Origin of the sequence: Alkalibacillus sp. S2W (assembly GCF_046764385.1) — a bacterium.
In the GTDB taxonomy this organism is placed as follows: domain Bacteria; phylum Bacillota; class Bacilli; order Bacillales; family Alkalibacillaceae; genus Alkalibacillus; species Alkalibacillus almallahensis.
Window position 1 is genome coordinate 346222 of record NZ_CP177234.1, and the last position, 18467, is coordinate 364688.

General features: G+C 39.5%; 17 protein-coding genes and 2 pseudogenes. 12 read left to right on the top strand and 7 right to left on the bottom strand.

Annotated features, from left to right (window positions below; translation table 11 throughout):
* Positions 1-74 precede the first annotated feature (74 nt).
* Entirely contained in the window at positions 75-767 is a 693-nt protein-coding gene (locus ACKXGF_RS01915) for an aspartate/glutamate racemase family protein (RefSeq protein ID WP_411954628.1), read from the top strand.
* On the opposite strand, the gene ACKXGF_RS01920 is transcribed toward ACKXGF_RS01915, so the two are convergent.
* A complete protein-coding gene (locus ACKXGF_RS01920) occupies positions 764-1177 on the bottom strand; it encodes a hypothetical protein (protein ID WP_411954629.1) in 414 nt (137 codons plus the stop codon). The genes ACKXGF_RS01915 and ACKXGF_RS01920 overlap by 4 nt on opposite strands.
* A 94-nt stretch (positions 1178-1271) precedes the next feature.
* Entirely contained in the window at positions 1272-2993 is a 1722-nt protein-coding gene (locus ACKXGF_RS01925; protein WP_411954630.1) for an aromatic amino acid hydroxylase, read from the bottom strand.
* A 265-nt stretch (positions 2994-3258) separates the two neighbouring features.
* Here ACKXGF_RS01925 and ACKXGF_RS01930 point away from each other — a divergent pair, with 265 nt between their 5' ends.
* From ACKXGF_RS01930 to ACKXGF_RS01970, 9 genes are all read left to right on the top strand, one after another.
* The gene (locus tag ACKXGF_RS01930; RefSeq protein ID WP_411954631.1) at positions 3259-5220 is read left to right on the top strand and encodes an aconitate hydratase; all 1962 of its coding nucleotides are present in this window, start codon (positions 3259-3261) and stop codon (positions 5218-5220) included.
* Positions 5221-5397 carry a hypothetical protein gene (locus tag ACKXGF_RS01935; protein ID WP_411954632.1) on the top strand — a complete coding sequence of 59 codons (177 nt, stop codon included), beginning with the start codon at positions 5221-5223 and terminating at the stop codon, positions 5395-5397.
* A gap of 100 nt (positions 5398-5497) precedes the next feature.
* Complete coding sequence (locus tag ACKXGF_RS01940) at positions 5498-5953, top strand: DinB family protein (protein WP_411954633.1); 456 nt, start codon at positions 5498-5500, stop codon at positions 5951-5953.
* Between the two features lie 136 nt (positions 5954-6089).
* Positions 6090-6725, top strand: a complete 636-nt coding sequence (locus tag ACKXGF_RS01945) for a trimeric intracellular cation channel family protein (protein ID WP_411954634.1) — start codon at positions 6090-6092, stop codon at positions 6723-6725.
* A 69-nt stretch (positions 6726-6794) separates the two neighbouring features.
* Positions 6795-7478, top strand: a complete 684-nt coding sequence (locus ACKXGF_RS01950) for a Crp/Fnr family transcriptional regulator (RefSeq protein ID WP_411954635.1) — start codon at positions 6795-6797, stop codon at positions 7476-7478.
* A gap of 156 nt (positions 7479-7634) precedes the next feature.
* Entirely contained in the window at positions 7635-7757 is a 123-nt protein-coding gene (locus ACKXGF_RS01955; protein WP_411954636.1) for a hypothetical protein, read from the top strand.
* A gap of 28 nt (positions 7758-7785) precedes the next feature.
* Complete coding sequence (locus tag ACKXGF_RS01960) at positions 7786-8253, top strand: cytochrome c oxidase subunit II (RefSeq protein ID WP_411954637.1); 468 nt, start codon at positions 7786-7788, stop codon at positions 8251-8253.
* Positions 8254-9885, top strand: a complete 1632-nt coding sequence (locus ACKXGF_RS01965) for a b(o/a)3-type cytochrome-c oxidase subunit 1 (protein ID WP_411954638.1) — start codon at positions 8254-8256, stop codon at positions 9883-9885.
* A 21-nt stretch (positions 9886-9906) separates the two neighbouring features.
* Positions 9907-10365 (top strand): hemerythrin domain-containing protein, encoded by a 459-nt coding sequence (locus tag ACKXGF_RS01970; RefSeq protein WP_411954639.1) that lies wholly within the window; start codon positions 9907-9909, stop codon positions 10363-10365.
* A gap of 178 nt (positions 10366-10543) precedes the next feature.
* Here ACKXGF_RS01970 and ACKXGF_RS01975 read toward each other — a convergent pair whose 3' ends face one another.
* A complete protein-coding gene (locus ACKXGF_RS01975; RefSeq protein WP_411954640.1) occupies positions 10544-12010 on the bottom strand; it encodes a catalase in 1467 nt (488 codons plus the stop codon).
* Between the two features lie 268 nt (positions 12011-12278).
* The gene (locus ACKXGF_RS01980; RefSeq protein WP_411954641.1) at positions 12279-12659 is read right to left on the bottom strand and encodes a RidA family protein; all 381 of its coding nucleotides are present in this window, start codon (positions 12657-12659) and stop codon (positions 12279-12281) included.
* Positions 12660-12803: 144 nt separating this feature from the next.
* Between ACKXGF_RS01980 and mbcS the strand changes: the two genes are divergently transcribed.
* Entirely contained in the window at positions 12804-14378 is a 1575-nt protein-coding gene (mbcS, locus tag ACKXGF_RS01985) for an acyl-CoA synthetase MbcS (RefSeq protein ID WP_411954642.1), read from the top strand.
* A 304-nt stretch (positions 14379-14682) separates the two neighbouring features.
* Here mbcS and ACKXGF_RS01990 read toward each other — a convergent pair whose 3' ends face one another.
* Positions 14683-15573 (bottom strand): cation diffusion facilitator family transporter, encoded by an 891-nt coding sequence (locus ACKXGF_RS01990; protein ID WP_411954643.1) that lies wholly within the window; start codon positions 15571-15573, stop codon positions 14683-14685.
* Positions 15574-15718: 145 nt separating this feature from the next.
* Between ACKXGF_RS01990 and asnB the strand changes: the two genes are divergently transcribed.
* On the top strand, positions 15719-17566 hold the full coding sequence (gene asnB, locus ACKXGF_RS01995) for an asparagine synthase (glutamine-hydrolyzing) (RefSeq protein WP_411954644.1): 1848 nt from the start codon (positions 15719-15721) through the stop codon (positions 17564-17566).
* Positions 17567-17620: 54 nt separating this feature from the next.
* Here asnB and ACKXGF_RS02000 read toward each other — a convergent pair.
* Together ACKXGF_RS02000 and ACKXGF_RS02005 are read right to left on the bottom strand one after the other, a co-directional pair.
* Positions 17621-17833, bottom strand: a pseudogene (locus tag ACKXGF_RS02000) (phytoene desaturase); the annotation flags it as partial.
* Positions 17834-17890: 57 nt separating this feature from the next.
* A pseudogene (locus tag ACKXGF_RS02005) lies at positions 17891-18370 on the bottom strand (methyltransferase family protein); the annotation flags it as partial.
* Positions 18371-18467: the final 97 nt, after the last annotated feature.

Sequence of the window (18467 nt, forward strand, 5' to 3'; positions counted from 1 at the left end):
TGTCGGGAAATAATCATCGAGACACGTCATATTACCCGGGAAATAATTTGATTTTGTCGGAAGGTGGTATTGTAATGAAAACAATTGGTGTGATTGGTGGTATGAGTTGGGAGTCGACCGCTGAGTATTATCAGGAAATGAATAGACAAGTGAAGGAACGTTTAGGCGGGCTTCATTCTGCTGAGTGCATGATTTATAGTGTGGATTTTGCTGAGATTGAACGTTATCAGGCTGAAGGTGAATGGGATAAGGCTGGACAAGTGTTAGCAGAAGCAGGGAAGAAGCTTGAATTAGCTGGAGCTGACGTGATTGTCTTAGCTACCAATACGATGCATAAAGTAATCGATCAGATTGACAAGGCAATTGAAGTTCCGACCATTCATATTGCTGATGCAACAGCTGACGCCATAAAAGCACAGGGTCTAAATCGTGTCGCATTATTAGGAACGAAGTATACAATGGAACAAGAATTTTATAAAGGACGAATAGCTGAACAGAATTTAGAAGTATTAGTACCTAATGAGACTGATCAGAATCGTGTCCATCGAATTATTTTTGACGAGTTAGTTTTAGGTGAATTCCATGACCATTCAAGAGAGTATTATATAGATGTGATTAATCGACTTGTACAGCAGGGTGCAGAAGGGGTGATTTTTGGCTGTACAGAGATTGGGTTATTGATTAAATCACACGATGTGACAGTGCCTGTTTTTGATACGTCTCAAATTCACGTCACACGGGCTGTTGATTACGCATTAGAGAATTAGTGGTTTGACCGTTTTTCACGGATTCGTTCGTCAAAGAACCAAATCATCAAAGCGGCTAACACACTAGCTATAAGTAGACCATACATGTCTGCAATATAATGGTTAAATTCTTGCATGAGTTTAGAGGGGTCTGCTAATAAACCGAGGGTAAAAATAAAGCTAAATCCGAATATAAGATGCCAAATGAGCGCTGACTTTTTGCGGTTTTTAGGTTTTAATTTATAAGTCAAAACATCGCTTAATACGGATGAGGGAATGCCATAGGAAATAAGGCAACCGATGACATACAAAGCGACCATCAGTAATAGAATGGTGAAAGAAATAGTACTTGTAAAACTTAATGTAATCGTCACGATTGGAATTAAACATATTGACGTTAGTAAAAAGGCGTAAAACTTTCTTAAGAGCATCATGATCACCTACTTTATTGTTAGCTTATCACGGCTCAGTAGTTTTTGAACATACAAAACGGGAGAGTAATCATATTCTCTCCCGTTTTTATGTTTATTCTATAATGGATAATCCTCGTTCAATTAACGTGTGTAGTTCATCGTTAACTTCTTGTAATTCATGCAATTCCGTTTCGACTCTGGTTGTTAATGGATCGTTTGGGGCTATGTCGTTTAATATTTCGAGCAACTCAAGCCGTGATAACCATTCATGAGGATGGTTTTCGTTTAATTCTTGGTGGATTTTCTTTATGGCTTCCACAGTCGGATTGTTCTCACGAATCTCGCGAATTTCAGCAAACAAGGCATTTAATGGCGTGTCTTCAGTCGATTCCGTGCCCTCGTTTTCATTTTCGTGAGCGGTATGGAAACTCTCACCGTCTGCTGCGCCTGCAAACACAGATATAACAGACATGCCAATTGCTAAATCAAATGACTCTTCCTCAAATGTCACAAGTGAATGTTGACCAAGTGACGCATGGCCGTTCTTGAGTCTTAAGAGAACAACTTTGTCATATCGTTTGATGATTGACTCAACCTCACCATTGATTTCTATTCCACTATTATAAATCAATGAGACTCGTTCACCTTCATGAATACCATTAGCTACTAATTCGTCATCTGTTAATGTTTCAAGTGGTTGGTCTAAATTGATAACTTCACCGATTGGAGCCTGGAACCCTTCTGGATATTGCTCTGAACCGTGTCCGACTAATTGTTGATCATCCACGGCTAGAGCTGTTGCTCCGTCTGTGGTGAACCAAATCGCTTCTCCTTGGTCGTTCTTAAGTAAATCAGCGATTGTGCCTGTAATCTGTAGACCTGATGACATCACTGCTGTTGCTGTATGACCTGACTTAACGGCTTTATCTAAACTTTCAGTACCACCTTGCATAAAGGCCATTGATTGTGCGAGTTCTTCAGCAGCTTCTGATAATTGTCCGAAACTTTCACATACAAATAAATGAGGTTGTGGTTTCGTAATATCAAAATCTGTTTTGATGACTGTTTCCTTATCAAATGGTAACTTATCTACATCATCGCTCAATGCGTTAGATCCTTCGCCGACAGAAGATAGTAAACCGGCGCCATATATTTTTGGGTCATCGAGTGTTCCGATAAGACCAAATTCAACTGTCCACCAGTAGAACCGTCCTACGATCTGCGCTTCAGATAATTCGGTAATCTGTGCCTCACGTTCCTCTACTTGTTGTTTTGCTTCAAGAATTTGTTCGTCTGTCGCTTCACCTTTTTCTAATAAATTAGAGTAGTGGCGGACGGCTTCAAAGTGGTCGTGTTCTTCTTTCGTCGCTAATGCTTTCATTCCAATTTCACCAAATCGTTTGACGAAAGCAGAGTATTCAGGGTCGGCTAAAATCGGAGCGTGTCCCGCCGCCTCATGAATAATGTCAGGCGCTGGTGTGTATAATATGTTCTCTAATTTCCGTATTTCATTAACGACAGGGAGAATACCATGTGCTTGAAATTCGAAAAATGCCACACCTGGAATAAAACCATCAATTGTCGCGGCACCCCAGCCAAATTGTGCTAAACTTTCATTCATCTCATCGACATTAGGTATTTGTTCAATTGATATAGCAGATGCTTTAAGTCCATCTGTGTAGGCTTCATGAGCTTTATCTTTTAGCAAATTATGATTTTGTCGCATCACATAACGCCAAACGGCATGATTAATCGCTGTATAGTTTTCATAGTTCTGGTCAACCGTGTATTTTCGTAAATGTTTAGGGACTGATTTTGGTTTAATTGTCTGCATGTTACCTCTCCTTTTTAGCGCTTTTATACTAAATCGCTTAAACGCTTTTATTTATTAAAGTTATGTAAGAATTATAAAAAATATAACATGGACTGTGAATCTAAACAAATATTTTTTAATATTTTTTGACTAATTTTCTCCAACTTGAACAGGATATAGTTGGTAATAGCTGATGTGGTGGGTGTTTAAGATATTTAGAAGAAGGGTATATTGAACAATATGTAGAGTGAAAGTACGGATCATTATTGAAAGGGGATTTAAGCTTATGAAAATGAACGTAACACAAAAACTCATTTCTGAACATTTAGTTTCAGGTGAGATGACACCTGGTGAAGAAATCGGGTTACAAATTGATCAGACATTAACGCAGGATGCGACGGGTACCATGGTCATGCTTGAGCTTGAAGCAATGGGTATTGATCAAGCTAAAACAGAAGTCTCTGCCCAATATGTTGACCATAACTTAATCCAAGATGATTATCGGAACCCAGATGATCATATGTTCTTACGTAGTGCAGCTAATCGTTTTGGCATTTATTATAGTCGCCCGGGTAATGGGGTCAGTCACCCTGTTCATATGCAAAAACTAGCTCGTCCAGGTAAGACATTATTAGGTTCAGACAGTCACACGTGTGCAAACGGTTCTATGGGAATGCTTGCGATGGGTGCAGGTGGTATTGATGTTGCCTTAGCGATTGCAGGAGAGCCTTATTACATTAAAATGCCAGAAGTTTGGGGCATTAAGTTAACTGGTAAGCTACCTGATTGGGTCAGTGCCAAAGATGTAATTCTTGAGTTATTACGTCGTCATGATGTAAAAGGTGGCGTCGGCAAGGTGATTGAATATTATGGTCCAGGTGTTAAAGAATTATCAGCCATGGATCGTCACGTGATTGCGAATATGGGAGCTGAGCTTGGTGCAACAGGTACGGTTTTCCCAGCGGATAAAGAAGTGAAACACTTCATGAAAGTGCAAGGTCGTGAAGAAGAATTTGAAGAATTATCAGCTGATCGTGGCGCTGAGTATGATATTGAAGAAGAGATTGATCTTTCACAATTAGAGCCGTTAATTGCTAAACCTTCAAGTCCTGGTAAAGTCGTACCTGTTACTGAAGTGGCAGGAGAACCGCTCTATCAATCATACATTGGTTCATCAGCTAACCCTGGTTATCGTGACTTTGCTATTGTAGCTGAGATTGTTAAAGATAAACATATTGCTGAAGGGTTATCGCTTGATATTAACCCATCATCTCGTCAGATCCTAACGCAACTGGTGGAAGATGGCCATATCGCAAGCTTACTTCAAGCTGGAGCTCGTCTTCACCAAGCAGGTTGTAATGGATGTATTGGTATGGGGCAGGCGCCAGCTTCAGGGAAAAACAGTTTAAGAACGACGCCTCGTAACTTCCCTGGTCGTTCAGGTACGAAAGAAGACAGTGTATTCTTATGTAGTCCTGAAACAGCAGCTGCATCTGCTCTAACAGGTAAGATCACGGATCCTCGTACGCTTGATATGAGTTATCCGAAGATTAAAGAGCCAACAAAGGTCGATTTCCAAAAAGAAAAACACATGTTAGAAGCGCCATCAACACCTGCTGAAGGATTAAAAGTGGAACTTGAGAAAGGACCTAATATTAGCTCGATCCCGCAAATGAATCCACTACAAGATCAGTTTGAAGTGCCAGTCCTACTGAAGATGGGAGATAACATTTCAACCGATGAGATCTTAGCTGGTGGTTCACGCGTTCTACCGTATCGTAGTAACCTACCTAAGATTAGTGCGTTTACATTTGAAATCGTTGATGATCAGTACTACGAACGGGCAATGAATATTAGAAATGAAAGTGGTCACGCTGTAATTGGCGGATATAACTATGGTCAAGGTTCAAGCCGTGAGCACGCTGCACTTGCGCCAAGATATCTTGGTATGAAAGCTGCTATAACGAAGGACTTTGCGCGAATCCACTTACAAAATTTAATTAACTTCGGTATTTTACCGCTAACGTTCGTGAATGAAAGTGATTATGATAAGGTGGAACAAGATGATGTCTTAGAATTCACCGATGTCCGTAATAAAATCCAAGAGTCTTATGAATTTGATGTTGGTATCAAAGGAAAAGATGAAACAATTCGAGTTAAACACAGTTTAACTGACCGCCATTTGGACATAATACTAGCAGGAGGCATTATTAACTGGGTGAAAAACAAACAAGAAAGTGGTGTCTAAATGGGTTCACAGGATTCGCGTTGTAAGGCATGTGATGGCGCTGGTCTATTAATGGACGATGAGGAATGGCGCTATACTTGCACAGTTTGTGGCGGTGACGGTTTTGTTTCAGTCTATGACCAAGAGGAAAATCGTCACTTAAGCAATGTTGATGATAACAATCGAATTTTAGACTAATGAGAAGCATCTCAATCCTTAGGTTGAGATGCTTTTCTTATGCAGGTTATTTTCGTTTAAATCGGGCTTTTGCTATGATGAAGTTAGGAGGGATGAGGAAATGAACGAACAAACAATTTTTGCAGATATGGACTTTTGGCGCAATGGTTTAATTAAATTAACAGAATCGATGACAGAAGAAGATTTAGATCGAATTCCTCAAGGTTTTAACAACAATCCGCGTTGGAACATTGGTCATGCTTTAGTCACAACGGATAGTTTGGTCACAGGTGCTTTGGGTGAAAGTAGCTTAGTACCAGAAGGTTATGCTGAGCTATTCGCACGTGGAACGAGTCCAAACGAATGGGAAGATAAAGTAGTACCTACGAAAGATGCGTTAATTGAACAATTATCCGTGCATAATCAGAAATTACAAGAATTAGTTTCAGGTAAATTAGATCAATCAATGGCATTTGACATGTTTCACTTAGAAACCGTTGAAGATGCGATTAAATTTGCAACATCTCATGAATCGATGCATTCAGGTATTGCTAAAGCGCAAAACCAAATGAAGTAAGTGAAAAAGGCTGACATATGTCGGCCTTTTTTTAGTTCTTTTATAAAGTTTTCTTTGAACACGTCACACATCCCGACATTATTTGTTAAAATAATATAAGTCTTTGTTTAAAGTTGAAATCAATGGGGGTGTTGAAATGACGTGGGAAATTTTAAATGTGATTGGCACAATGGCATTTGCTATTAGTGGAGCGATTGTTGCCTTAGAAGAACGATATGATCTTTTTGGTGTTTATTTACTTGGCTTTACGACTGCCTTTGGTGGTGGCCTCATACGACACGTTGTCTTAGGTTTACCAGTTTCAGAAGTATGGAATCAAAGCATGTTGTTTTTAATTGCATTTATCACGTTAACGTTATTATTTTTCATCCCGTTTCATTGGTTTTTAACAGGTTGGGCCAAATGGGGCGCATTCTTTGACTCTATCGGCTTATCCTCCTTTGCTGTTCAAGGGGCGCTCTTTGCTGTAGCAGCTGGCTATCCGTTACCAGCAATTATTGTAGGAAGTGTCATCACAGGAACAGGGGGCGGAATGGTGCGAGATGTCCTTGCGGGTCGGAAACCACTTGTATTACATAAAGAAATTTATGCGATGTGGGCTGTGTTAGGTGCGATTGTAATTGGTGTTGGCTTAGCTGATGAGATGATGGAATATATGATATTATTGTCCTTAATCATTACGTTAAGAATGCTCTCAGTTATGTATGACTGGCGATTACCTAGTCGAGGTGACTGGTTGAATTTCTTGAGACGAATGGGTCGATCGTCTTAAAGTTTATACCATTCAATAGTTTAAGTTTGTAGGGGTTATGGGGAACAATCATCCAGAAAGGGAGATATCATGACTTATTCAATGGGATTCTTTCGCCAATTTCCAATTTTTCAGGATTTAGCTGATGAAGAATTACAAGAAGTGAATGATATTGCTAATCAGCGTGATATGAAAAAAGGTAATGTTGTTTTTCATCAAGGAGAAGCGCGTGATGCTGTCTTTTTTGTGATTTCTGGATTGATCAAAGTTTACAAAGTGAGTGAGAGTGGCCAAGAACAAGTGATTAATTTCATTCACTCAAATGATATGTTTCCGCATGTAGGTTTTTTTGATGATTCCCCTTATCCTGCGACTGCTGTTACATTAACAGATACTCACTTGCTTGCAATTCCAATTGAAGCTTTCGAGAATTTATTAATTCAAAAGCCCAAGATTTCAATCAAAGTGATGCGAGTGATGGGAAAGAAAATCTTAGATTTACAATCTCGTGTCCAGCAAATTAGTACGAAAACAGTGTTTGAACGAACGGTTTCGATGCTAATTCAATTGACAGATGAGTTAGGTGAAAATGAAACAAGTGGTGAAATTACTGTAAACTTACCGATTACGAATACTGACTTAGCTAATATGGTCGGGGTTACACGTGAGTCAGTGAATCGCACATTTAATCAACTAAAGAAAGCAAATATTATTACATATAACCGAAACTATGTGATCGTCCACGATTATGAAGCGTTATTAGATCGGATATAACAGTTGAATCTTTTCAAAGCCTTTTAATGAAATGGCAGCATTGTGAGAAATATCACAAAGCTGTCATTTTTTTATGCTCCAAATGTGATATAAATCACAAATTATTCTCCTGAGGATTAGTATGATGAGATTAGATTCTTAAGAGGGGGCGTTAATATGAGTTCAAGAAAGAAGTCGGACCAAAATGAACCGAAACTTTATGGCACGTTTATTTCGGTTATAATCGTTGGAATTATTATTACATTGATGTGGATCGGAATCTTTATAGGATTTATGTAATTCATAAATAAGAGGGGAGAGTGAGTTTATGCATGTACACAAGTTAGAGAAAGTATGGTTAGCAATTGGGTTTATCACGTTAGTAGCATTTTTAACAACAGTCGGTATTCAAGCTTTTGCTTCTGGACACGGAGCACCTAGTGATTTAACAAAAGTGGATCCGCAGAATCTTGAAGAAACAGAGCCGTTTGATGACCCAGGTTTACATGAAATTGGGGAAAATGAATATGAGTTAGTGATGATTTTACAGTCTTATGGATTCACTCCTAATGAAATCACAATACCTGAAGATGCAACGGTGCACTTTAAAATTGCTTCAAAAGATGTGGTACATGGTTTTGAAATTGCGGGGACAACAGTCAATATGATGGCAACACCTGGGTATGTTAATTCAACAACTTATACCTTTGATGAGACAGGCGAGTATTTAATCTTGTGTAATGAATACTGTGGAACGGGTCACCATTTCATGAGTGCTCAATTGGAGGTGAAGTAAGTGGTTAATCAAAATGACGTAAAGTTAAGTTTATACCATATTTACGCGGCATTTGTCGCACTGTTTATTGGCGGATCATTAGGATTATTACAAACCTTAGTTCGTAGTGAATCGATTACACTGCCATTTAAGTTAAACTATTATCAGATTCTGACTGCTCACGGAGTATTGCTAGCATTAGTGTTTACGACATTATTTATTTTTGGGTTTATGTATGCAGGCATCTCACGCACAACAGGTGAATTCACTTCACACCGGCGTAAAGCAGCTTGGATTGGTTACCTTCTAATGATAATTGGTACGGTTCTTGGTGTCGTGATGATTTTAATGAATAAGGCAACAGTGCTTTATACTTTCTATGCGCCATTACAAGCATCACCTTTGTTTTATATTGCATTAGCATTATTGATCGTCGGAACGTATTTTGCTAGTTATGCCATCATTTCACAATACAATGGATGGCGAAAAGCTAATCCTGGTCAAAAGACGCCGTTATTTGCGTTTATGGCAGTTGCAACGATTGTCTTATGGTTAATTGCAACATTAGGTGTAGTTGCGGCAGTGCTTTTTCAGTTTATTCCTTGGTCATTGGGTTGGTCTGAGGAAATTAATGTCACCTTAAGTAGAACATTATTCTGGTATTTTGGGCATCCATTAGTGTACTTCTGGTTATTACCAGCTTATATGGCTTGGTATGTAGTCGTACCAAAAGTGATTGGTGGTAAAATATTTAGTGATTCATTAGCACGATTAGCCTTTTTGTTATTTATTTTATTCTCAATTCCTGTTGGTTTCCACCATCAGTTAACAGAACCAGGGATAAGTGAGGCGTGGAAGTTCTTACAAGTTATCCTAACGTTCGCGGTTATTTTACCATCATTAATGACTGCCTTTTCTATGTTTGCAAGTTTTGAGTTGGCTGGACGTGAAAAAGGATATAAAGGTGTGTTTGGATGGTTCAAAGGTTTACCGTGGAGTGATGTTCGTTTTCTATCGGCTTTCATTGGTATGGCATTCTTCATTCCAGCAGGAGCAGGCGGAATTATCAATGCGAGTCACCAAATGAACCAAGTCATTCATAATACAATTTGGGTCACAGGTCACTTCCATATTACAATAGGGGCAACAGTGATTTTAACGTTCTTTGGAATCGCTTATTGGTTGGTGCCGCATTTGAAAGGGCGCGTGCTGACGAAACGAATGAATAGTTTGGCTAATTTCCAAATTGTATTGTGGACAATAGGTATGTTTATCATGTCAGCAGCTATGCACTTCTCAGGATTGTCAGGCAATCCGCGCCGTACTCAAAACACTGATTACAACGGCCATGAAGTCGCTAGTCAATGGGGGAGTTATGAGACGGCGATGGCCGCAGGTGGAACATTATTATTGTTCTCAATCTTTATGTTTATCATATTAATTATTCGCTTAGCTAAAACTGAACCATTAGGTCAAGAAGAATTTCCAATTGGCACTGCCTTAGATGAAAGTACTAACCCTCCGAAACTTTTGGAAAACTGGAAGCTGTGGATTGGGATCGCGATTGCGTTGATTTTAGTTGCATATACCATCCCAGTATTTGATATTATTCAAAATCCTGCACCAGGTTCTCCAGGTTATAAATTCTGGTAATATAAAAGGGGGCGTCTGAAAATGAAACGACATGAATCGTTATATCCTCTGTCCCATCACCACCATCATGCCTTAGTGATGGCTGTGAATATGACTCAAGTAGGTACGGAAAAACAGAAGCACTCATATCGTGATATGTTGAGGCAGTTGATTGAGTTTTGGGAGAAAGACGGTGATCAACATTTTCATGATGAAGAAACAGTGCTGATTCCTCTTTACCTCGCGTATGGTGAAGAAGTTGATCATGAATCAGTAAAACGCATGTTATATGAGCATGCGCAGGTTCGTGGTTATGTTCACCAACTGAGACACTCAACGCGTGCTATGACAGAAGAGATGCAAGCTTTGGGTCAACTATTGCAAGATCATATCCGTTTTGAAGAACGAGATTTATTTCCAAAGGTAGAAGAACAAATACCAGAAAAGTATTTATATCAAGCAAATGGACAGTTTACACGAGATTCATATAGTGGGTTTTAAAAAGCTCGAGCGCATGTTGCGCTCGAGCTTTTTTGAAAGGAATTCGCTGTATCGAGAAAGGAATTCGCTGTATCGAGAAAGGAATTCGCTGTATCAGAAAACGAACTAGCACAATCGGATGAGTTGAACACACAAAAAACCAGCCGCATGAAGTTGCGGCTGGTTTATCAGTCAAAGTTTATTTTTTCACATCTTCAGGTACTTCCATGCCAAGACCGTCTGCAACACGTTGACCGTATTCAGGGTCTGCTTTGTAGAAGTGACCGATTTGACGTTTCTTAACTTCTTCCATTGTGCACTGGCCTAAGTGACCTACGACTGCTTCGATGAGGCGATCTTTTTCATCAGCGCTCATAAGGCGATATAAGTCACCAGCTTGTGTGTAATGGTCAGCGTTAGGGTAAGGTGCTTGTAGTACTTCACCTTCAACATCAAATGATTGTACTTTGCTGTCTGGATCTTCTTTCGGTGCGTCATCATAGCTATTAGGTTCATAGTTGATGTTGCTACCGTGATCACCATATTGCATGTAACCGCCACGCTGATAGTTGTTTTGCTCATTTACTGGACGGTTAACGGGTAATTGTTCATGGTTAACGCCTAAACGATAACGTTGAGTATCTGAGTAAGAGAATAGACGTCCTTGTAACATTTTGTCTGGTGATGCTTCGATACCAGGCACTACGTGAGCTGGAGATAACGCTGCTTGTTCAACCTCTGCGAAATAGTTTTCAGGGTTGCGGTTTAAGACCATCTTACCAACTTCGATACGAGGATAATCTTCTTTGCTTACTGTTTTGGTAACGTCAAAAATATCCCATTCATAGTCTTTGAAGTCGTTATAAGGAATGATTTGTACGTAAAGTGTCCAAGAAGGATAATCACCTTTATCAATTGAATTGAAAAGGTCTTCTGTGTGATAGTCAGGGTTTGTACCTGCGATTTCATCAGCGACACTTTCGTCCATGCCTTTCACACCCTGGTCACTAACAAAGTGATATTTAACCCAGAATGCTTCTCCTTCTTCGTTAACCCACTTATACGTGTGGCTACCGTAACCATTCATGTGACGGTAAGTCGCTGGAATACCACGGTCACCGTGTAGGTACGTCACTTGGTGTAATGACTCTGGTGAATTACTCCAGAAATCCCAAACCATGTTTTTGTCTTTTAAGTTTGTTTGTGGGTTACGCTTTTGTGTGTGGATGAAGTCCGGGAACTTGACCGCATCACGAATGAAGAAGATTGGTGTATTGTTACCAACTAAGTCATAGTTACCTTCTTCAGTATAGAATTTCAATGCGAAACCACGTGGGTCACGTAGTGTATCAGCAGAACCTTGTTCACCTGCAACAGTTGAGAAACGAGCGAACATTGGTGTGCGTTTACCTTTTTCGTTTAAGAAATCTGCTTTTGTATACTTAGAAATTTCATCATTAGTTACTTCGAAATAACCGAAAGCGCCTGCACCTTTTGCGTGAACGACACGCTCTGGGATACGTTCGCGGTCAAAGTGTGCTAACTTTTCAAGTAGATGAACGTCTTGAATTAGCGTTGGACCACGTTTGCCAGCTGTAATCGAGTTCTGATTATCGCCGACAGGAGCACCGCTAGACGTCGTTAGACGATTGTTTTTGTCTACCATAAAATAATTCCTCCTTAGAATTAAATGATACATTATTATATTAACTAATTTATATAGATTTGTAAATTAAAATAATTATAAATAAACTGTGACAAAACTATAGTGAAAAAGTAGCTCAAAAGACTAATGGATTTAATTGAAACTATTTGATAGTTCTCAAAAAAATCAAATAAATTTACACTTTTTATGATACATGGATTTTTGATATTTGGCTAGTGAAAGGACCTTAGAGGTACCATGAATTCTTAGTACCTCTTAATCGGCCAGTTTAGAAGCGTTTGGCGATGCCTTCAATCTCGACTTTAACGTTTTTAGGTAATTGGCTGACTTCATATGCCGCTCGAGCAGGATAAGGTTCATATAAATAGCTCGCATAGATATCATTTACCGTCGCAAAATCACCCATGTCATCAAGTAAGATGGTTAATTTAACTAGGTGATCATACGTTAACCCCGTTTGATCAAGTATAGCACCAATGTTTTTCATCACTTGTTGGGTTTGCTCTTCAACAGATTCGCCTACAATCTCCATTGTTTCTGGGACGAGAGGAATCTGACCGGAAATATAGATCGTACTGTCGACCTCAACGGCTTGAGAGTAGGGACCAATCGCTTCTGGTGCTTGACTTGTTGCATAAACTTTTTTCATCGAATCGCTCCTTTCGTGTTAACTCTATCTTAGCAAAAGAATACCCGAACGAAAAATGACAATTAAGATAAGTATAAAATAATTATTTATATTTTAAGAAAATTTGGTATAATCAGATTTATACAATAATGAAAGGGTGATTATATGAATAGAGAACAATTAATAGCACCTGAATATTACAACATCGTAAATGAATTTGAACAGTATCTAAAAGACCCGCAACGTGATGCAATTTTGTGGCAAGATGAAAACGGTAACAAGGACAAGGTAACCTATGAAGGGTTATTTAATCGTGCGAATCAATTTGCAAATGTCTTTACAGAAGCAGACTTACATAAAGGGGATAAGGTCTTAGTGATGACCCCCCGCCTAATTGAGGCGTATGAAGTGTATGTTGCAGCATTAAAAGCTGGACTTGTTGTTATTCCAAGTTCTGAAATGTTGCGTACAAAAGATTTGCAGTATCGTATTCAACATGGTGATGTTAAAGCGGTCGTCAGTTATTATCCGCATACAGATGAGTTTGAAGCGGTAAATCAGTTTAGCGATTTAACACGTTTTATATTAGGTGATAATCAAACGGGATGGCACCGATTAGATGAATTAGCTGATAAAGCCTCTACTGAGTTTGAAACCGTACAAACGAAACGTGATGATATGGCATTTCTATCCTATACTTCTGGTACTACTGGCAACCCTAAAGGTGTTGTACACACACATGGTTGGGGTTATGCACATTTGAAAACAGCTGCGCCGAAATGGTTAGGCATTCAAGAAAAAGATCTTGTATGGGCAACAGCTGGACCAGGTTGGGCGAAATGGTTATGGAGTCCATTTTTATCCGTATTAGGATCAGGGGCGACAGGTTTTGTTTACCAAGGGAAATTCTCACCAACGACGTATCTATCCTTACTTGAGTCTTACAGCATTAACGTTTTATGTTGTACGCCAACTGAATATCGTCTAATGGCCAAAGTCGATGGATTAGGTGAGTATGATTTAAGTAAACTTCATAGCGCTGTTTCAGCTGGGGAGCCGTTAAACCGTGAAGTCATTGATACATTTGAACATCATTTCAATTTAACGGTACGCGATGGTTATGGACAAACGGAAAATACATTACTTGTCGGTGTAACGAAGGGAATGGAAGTTCGTCCTGGTTCGATGGGTAAACCTACGCCAGGTAACTCAGTAGATATCATTAATGAAGATGGTCATCCAGTTAAAGTTGGTGAAGTGGGAGATATTGCTGTTCATCAATCGACCCCTGCTTTGTTTAAGGAATACTATAAAGACCCAGAAAAAACAAGTGCTACTTATCGTGGCGAGTATTATTTAACGGGTGACCAAGCGACGAAAGATGAAAACGGATATTTCTGGTTTGAAGGTCGAAGCGACGATATTATCATTAGTTCTGGTTATACGATTGGGCCATTTGAAGTAGAAGATGCCTTAGTGAAGCATCCCGATGTTCAAGAATGTGCTGTGGTCGCTAGTCCTGATGAAGTACGTGGTGCGATTGTGAAAGCATTTATTGTCTTGAAAGATGGCGTTAATCACGAACGTGAAGGTTTTGTTAAAGAGTTACAAGACCATGTTAAAGACTTAACGGCGCCGTATAAGTATCCACGTGATCTTGAGTTTATCAAAGAACTACCGAAAACAACGTCAGGCAAGATTAGACGGATCGAACTTAGAAAGCAAGAGATGCAATATTAAATAAATAAAGGTAGAATATAATAATTTTAGCCTTAAAATGATGGATGTTAAAATCACTATAATTAAGCACTTATGAAGCGGAATCAAAACACGTAGACGCCTGCGGGAACAGCACGCGTCTCGAGACCCCACAGGCCACTCTTTTGGACCGATGAGGCTCGAGCCGTGCCCGCGGCAAGCGAAGTGTTTTGATGGAGCGTCATTCAAGCAGAAACCCGAACGATTTATATTTTCAATTAAATCGTTCGGGTTTTATTTTGCATTATTAACTTTTGTCCCAGCCTCATCTTTGCATCCAAAATAACTATTCATGATAAGGATTAACGTGAACATAAACGTCTTGCACTTCTTGATGGTCTTCCATGAGTCGTTCTTTGACTCGAGCTGCAATACTATGACCTTCATCGACTGTAATATTAGGGTCGACACTGATTTTGACGTCAATAATGACATAGGATCCATGGGTTCTGGCATTTAATAAATCGAGTCGCTTAACTCCATCGATTTTTTCAGTGGTGATCTCGAACTTTTTCGTTCGACCGTGATCTAGCACAGTTTCTAATGTCACACTGACCGCATCGCGACCGATTTTAAAGCCCATCCACATGACGAGAATTGATATTAAAGCACCCGCAATTGGGTCGAAATATTGTAAAACTGGAATGCCAGCACGTTGACCAATCATCGCAATGCCAATACCCGCCAGAGCAATAAAGGAAGAGAGTGCATCTGATCGGTGATGCCATGCATCAGCAATCAATGCAGGGCTATTAATCTTATCGCCGAGTCGTTTCTTATATTGAAACAGAACTTCTTTCACAATAATCGAAAAGATGATGACATATAAAGCAATCGTCTTTGTGGCGCTTTCTTGTTGTTCTCTTAAAGATGTAATGGAATCCAGGAGAATCTCGAAACCAACAACAACCAGTAAAATCGCAACAATTAAAGTTGCGATATTCTCAGCTTTACCATGCCCATATGGATGCTCAGGGTCAGGTGGTTTTCTTGCTGCACGTATCCCAACTAAGACGGCAACTGAGCTTACAACATCCGATGCTGAATGAAAGGCATCAGCTATCAAGGCTTTACTATTACCAAAGACACCCGCCACACCTTTGATAATGGCAAGAATTAAATTAGTGACGATGCCAATAATTGATGCAAATTGTGCTTTTTGATGACGATTTTCCATATTTTAACCCACTTTATAATGTTCTAATGTTTATCATACCAATCTTAATTCCCTTTAGTCTAATGTTATTAAAATTATTTATGAAACTTTTGTTCTTCATCACATATGATAACGACATAGAAGATTAGGAGAGGAGTCGGTTCATATGTGTGGATTAACGGGGTGGTTTCATTGGAATCAGACAAACCCTAATCAGTATCCAGTGTTAAAAAAAATGACAGAGACACTTCAACACAGAGGAACAGATGATCAAGGATTTTTTATGAATCATCACGTCGCATTGGGTCATCAACGATTAGCTGTCATTGACCCAGATTACGGTAGGCAGCCAATGACAGTAGAACATAATCGCAATCGCTATACGATTGTCTATAATGGGGAGCTTTATAATACGGAGGAGTTAAAACGAGAATTAAAGCGCGAAGGTTTTGAATTTCAAACAACCTGTGATACAGAAGTTTTGTTAACAGCTTATGTTCATTGGGGAAAAGGTTGCTTAGATTATTTAAATGGAATATTCGCCTTCGCTATTTGGGATGATGCCGAAGAAGAGTTGTTTATGGCACGAGACCGACTAGGGGTGAAGCCACTATTCTACAGTGAAATTGGTGGTCAATTCTTATTTGGCTCAGAAATTAAAGCTTTATTACAGCACCCGAATATAGAACCTCTTGTTGATGAGAACGGATTAGCAGAGGTCTTTGCACTCGGACCATCCCGTACGCCTGGCCATGGGTTATTTAAACAGATTCGTGAATTGCGTTCAGGTCATGCTTTAACTTGTTCGAAGAAAGGTGTTCGTGTGTGGCGCTATTGGCAATTAGAAAGTCGTGAGCACATGGATTCGTTTGAAGAGACCGTGACTAATGTTCGTGAGTTGTTCACAGATGCTGTTAAACGACAATTGGTTTCTGATGTACCTATTTCAACATTTTTATCGGGCGGCGTTGATTCGAGTGCTATTACAGCTGTTGCGGCGAATCACTTTGAAGGGCAAGGTAAAGGGAAATTGCCAACATTCTCAATTGATTACCGTGGAAATCGAGATCATTTCGAATCGAATGCCTTTCAACCGACAACAGATGCTGATTTTACCTCAATTATCGCTGATCGATTTGGCACGAACCATCACAACTATTATATCAGTGAAGAAAACTTGGCTGGTTACTTAAAGGATGCCGTGATCATGAGAGACGCACCAGGTATGGCAGATGTGGATTCATCATTATTATGGTTTTGTGAGCAAATAAAATCAAAGACGACTGTTAGTTTATCTGGAGAATGTGCAGATGAGATCTTCGGTGGGTACCCTTGGTTTCAAGATGGTTTTGATCAAAGTTATGGTGGATTTCCGTGGATTCGCTCGTTGGCGGAACGAGAGAACTTATTAAGCCCTGAATGGCGGAAACGATTAAATATACAGGAATATGCAAACATGAGATATCATGAAACATTAGCTGAGACACCACAATTAATGGGCGAGAGTAACCAGGATCAAGAGCGGCGGGCTCTTTTTTATGTGAATATGCAGTGGTTTATGGCGCAATTGCTTGAACGGAAAGATCGGATGAGTATGGGCGCAACACTAGAAGTAAGGGTTCCATTTGCGGATCATCATTTAGTTGAATATGTTTGGAATGTTCCATGGGAAATGAAGCAAGCAGGTGGCTATGAAAAAGGGCTATTACGTTATGCTCTAGAAGGCTTATTACCGCAGGAGGTCTTATATCGCAAGAAAAGTCCTTATCCGAAGACTTTCCAACCGAAGTACACAGAATTGGTCGTTTCGATGATGAATGACGTTTTGAAAGATTCACAATCGCCTATATTTGATTTTGTTTCGAAAGAACATATCACTGAATTAATAGAAACAGAGGGAAAAGCTTATCGCAAACCATGGTATGGTCAGTTAATGACAGGACCCCAATTATTGGCACATCTTTGGCAGGTGAACTATTGGCTTAGTCATTATGATGTGCGTGTGACGTCATAAATTAAAGGCACGTCAGCTATGTCGAAAACATACTGACGTGCCTTTATATATGTGTTAGATGTGTCCTTTGCCTTCATGTTTCATAATTAAGTCAGCTGTTAATTGACCAGATAATGTCACCATAGGAACGCCACCACCTGGGTGAGTGGAGCCGCCGACAAAGTATAAATGCTCGAACTGGTCGCTCTTGGCAGGGATTTTAAATCCGCCGTTTGTTTTCTTATTGGCTGCTACACCATAAATGGAACCACCATTAGATGAATAAATAAAAGGAATGAGTCGTGCACGCTGTTTCATCCATTGTTCGTATGAATGACCAAAGGATTTAATAAGTATGCTTTCTTCTAACTGTATTCGGTGAATAATGGTAGGAATAAACCAACTGAAGACTAATAGAAATCCCAGAAAACTTAAGTTGATAAGGGTAAATCCTGTAATAATTAATAGTAACCCAGTGTAGAGGGGGTGACGTAACGATTTGAACGGTCCGTGCTTGATTAATACATCTGCTTGATCAACATAGACATGTCGGGTGAATTGTTTACCGAGGGTTCTAATCCCCCAATACCTCAAGGTAATACCACTGGCGAAGATAACTATTCCAAACCATGCTGCAATGGGCCAGTCGATTACCCAGAAGTTCATTTCACGTGAAATAAGTGATGCTGTAATAATGATGAGAACAGCTATTAACACCCAAGAAAAGCTTCCTCGATCAGTTGAGTCGTTCACCTTACGATTACGAAAGACAGTGAATTCTGATAGCCATATAATGGACAATATGATAAATAAAAAATCAATCATTTACTTACCCCGTTTAAACGACATGTTTCTTTTTTTCTACTCTGCAACTTTTCAATCTCAATTTTTGCATTTTATAAAAAAAGCCTATTAATGATGG